Raw genomic sequence first — 2,557 nt, forward strand, 5'->3', positions numbered from 1 at the left:
TTCGCTCCTTGCTACGCCCCAGGATGACGAAGCGATGGATGTTTGCGCCAATCGCCGAAGCATGCGGTCCGTGCTTAAGGAATTAGGCGCTCAGCGGTCGCCCCACGACTTTGGCTTCCTGTTTCTCGCACCGAGCCTTGATCGAAGCCTCTGCGATTGCGAATTCTTCTTCCAATGCCTCATATTGGGCAGCGAATTTTGAATCCTTGAACCATTCCTTGGCGGCTTTCCTCGACGGGAATCATACTCCGGCTCATAGAACCTCCTTTGCTCGCTTCAGCACCAACTCGCCTCGCTTCGCTCAACTATTCCTATCGCCGGCAACCTCACTCCGCCAGCGTCTTCAGGAACGCCACCAGCGCTCCGCGCTCGCGATCCGACAACTCCAGCGGGTGAACCTCTGATACCCCTTCGACGCTGGGGGCAGCCTTGGCGTAGTGCGCCACCACCTCGTCGAGCGACGAAAACTGCCCGGTATGCATATAGGGCGGCCGCGTTGCCGCTCCGCGCAGCGATGGCGTCTTGTAGGCGCGAACGAGTTCGGGCGCATCCTTGACCATGAAGCGCAACTCGCCGCAGGCGCTGGCGTCGCCATCGCGATAGGCGCCGAAGCAGTTGAACGGGTCCGCCTCGACTTGGTGCACGGCATCGATACGGCCGCGATCCGGCGGCAGGCCCGCAACGGATGGCACGCCGGTGTTGTGGAAGCTGTTGTCGGTGAAGCGCGGGCCGTTGTGACAGGTCACGCAATTGGCCTTGCCGATGAACAGTTTAAGCCCAAGGATTTCTTGTTTGGAAAAGACAGCATCGCCCTTCGGCTCGGCACCGGTGGCGAGGTCCAGCGCAAAGCGGTCGAAGCGCGTTGGCGCCGGCGCGATCGAGCGTTCGAAGGCGGCAATCGCCTTGCCTAGATTGGCAAAGACGCCGTTGATAGCGTCACGCTGCGGGCCGCTCATGGCATTCCAGGCCGCCCTCTCGACATCGTTTCCAAGCGGGCTGGCATCCAACGGCATGCCGGAAAGGTCGGGCAGCGGCCCGAAGATGCGCTCATAGCGTTCGCCGAAGCGCGCTTTGATGTAATGCGCGTAGGCGGTGCGGTTTCCCGCCTGCTCCAGCGGGTTTTCGAGCGGCGTCAGCGCTTGCGCCCACAGGCTGTCGCGGCGGCCATCCCAGAAGAACCAGGGATCGCGCGCGACGCCGGCCAGTGGCATGGTGCGCCGGCTGGTACGGCCGACCCCGACCGCCTGCGGCAGGTCGTCCTGGAACTGGCGGTCGATCTTGTGGCATGTCGAACAGGATATCGACCCGTCACCGCTCATGCCCTGGTCGAAGAACAGCGTCGAGCCGAGTGCGGCAGCCGCCGGCACGTCGGCAAAACGATTGGTGGTGTCGGGCTTGAGCGCCGGCAGCGACGACAGCGCCAGCGAGGCGATGGTCGTCTTTTCGGCGTCGGAAAAATCCGGCTTCGTGCAACCGGCAAGGACAACGGCCAGCATCAGCGCCAGAAAACGCGAAAGCCGCCTCATGTCCTGCTCACAGCACCACGTTGAAGAGCACCGTGTCGGAGCCGGCGGTGGCCGAGATGGCGAAATGCAACTGCCACCAGCCGCTCATGGTGAATTTCACTCCTTCGATTCGATAACGCCCGTCGCCGAGATAGTCGGTCGCCTGCGGGCTGGTCGGCAGGCCGTGACTGTGCAGTGGCATGCCGCCCGAAATCGCGATCGCGGCACCTTCCACCGGAACTCCTGCCTTTGTCTTCAAGGTCAGCAGCCAGGATTGCAGTTCGCCCTGCCGTACGACACCCCGCTCCGGCGCGAAGCTGGCCACGAACAGCGCGTTGGCGGTGTTCTTCGTCCGCGAGACATCCGGGCCGGCAGGCAGCGACGACCGCGGCGCCGTCAGGAAGACGACCGCGAGAATGCCGACCAGCAAGGCAGCCAGACCAAGACCCGCCAGAAGATAACGCCATATCGATGCCAAACCGGTTCCTCTTCCGCAGACAACGCTCTGCCGGACGGATCGCATCCCGCCAGCCTGTGGGAAAACGCTGTGACGGAAAAAACCCTGCTTGCCAAGCATGGCGCTGCCGGTGGCAAAAAGCTACAGCACCGGGATCACTGGAGGATTGTAGATGGCGGGAAACGGCGTCGCCTCGATCGGCGAATGCATGCTCGAACTGTCGGGCCAGACGGGACCGAACTGGCGCATGGGCTTTGCCGGCGACACGTTCAACACGCTGTGGGCGCTGCACGCGCTGAGCACCGAGCGGCCGGCAACCTATGTCTCGGCCTTCGGCGACGATCCGTTCTCGCAAGGCCAGATCGATTTCTTCGCTGAAAACGGCATTGGCATCGGCTCCAGCCCGCTCATAGCGGGCGCGCGGCCCGGCCTCTATGCCATCACGCTGACGGGAGCCGAACGCTCCTTCACTTATTGGCGTGGCGACGCCGCCGCGCGGCAGCTTGCCTCGGACCCGGCCGCATTATCGAAAAACCTGGAAAACCAGGCCCTTGTCTATTTTTCCGGAATCACTTTGGCAATTCTGGACGAAGCC

General features: G+C 63.0%; 4 protein-coding genes. 2 read left to right on the forward strand and 2 right to left on the reverse strand.

What is annotated here, in order from left to right:
• Positions 1 to 202: hypothetical protein (locus EN984_RS38350; protein WP_206517526.1), on the forward strand; the 202-nt coding region annotated here is incomplete at its 5' end.
• A gap of 124 nt (positions 203 to 326) precedes the next feature.
• Here EN984_RS38350 and EN984_RS30755 read toward each other — a convergent pair.
• On the reverse strand, positions 327 to 1,526 hold the full coding sequence (locus EN984_RS30755) for a cytochrome c peroxidase (RefSeq protein ID WP_127272012.1): 1,200 nt from the start codon (positions 1,524 to 1,526) through the stop codon (positions 327 to 329).
• 7 nt (positions 1,527 to 1,533) lie between these two features.
• Positions 1,534 to 1,983, reverse strand: coding sequence for a FixH family protein (locus tag EN984_RS30760; RefSeq protein WP_027039042.1), 450 nt, complete (start codon positions 1,981 to 1,983; stop codon positions 1,534 to 1,536).
• Positions 1,984 to 2,134: 151 nt separating this feature from the next.
• Between EN984_RS30760 and EN984_RS30765 the strand changes: the two genes are divergently transcribed.
• On the forward strand, positions 2,135 to 2,557 hold a 423-nt coding region (locus EN984_RS30765; protein WP_245480153.1), incomplete at its 3' end, for a PfkB family carbohydrate kinase.

The sequence above is a fragment of the Mesorhizobium sp. M7A.F.Ca.CA.004.12.1.1 genome (genome assembly GCF_003997835.1).
Lineage (GTDB): Bacteria > Pseudomonadota > Alphaproteobacteria > Rhizobiales > Rhizobiaceae > Mesorhizobium.

Coding starts and splice junctions, on each gene's coding strand:
- EN984_RS30755 (WP_127272012.1), bottom strand. CDS start 1,526: ATGAGGCGGCTTTCGCGTTTTCTGGCGCTGATGCTGGCCGTTGTCCTT.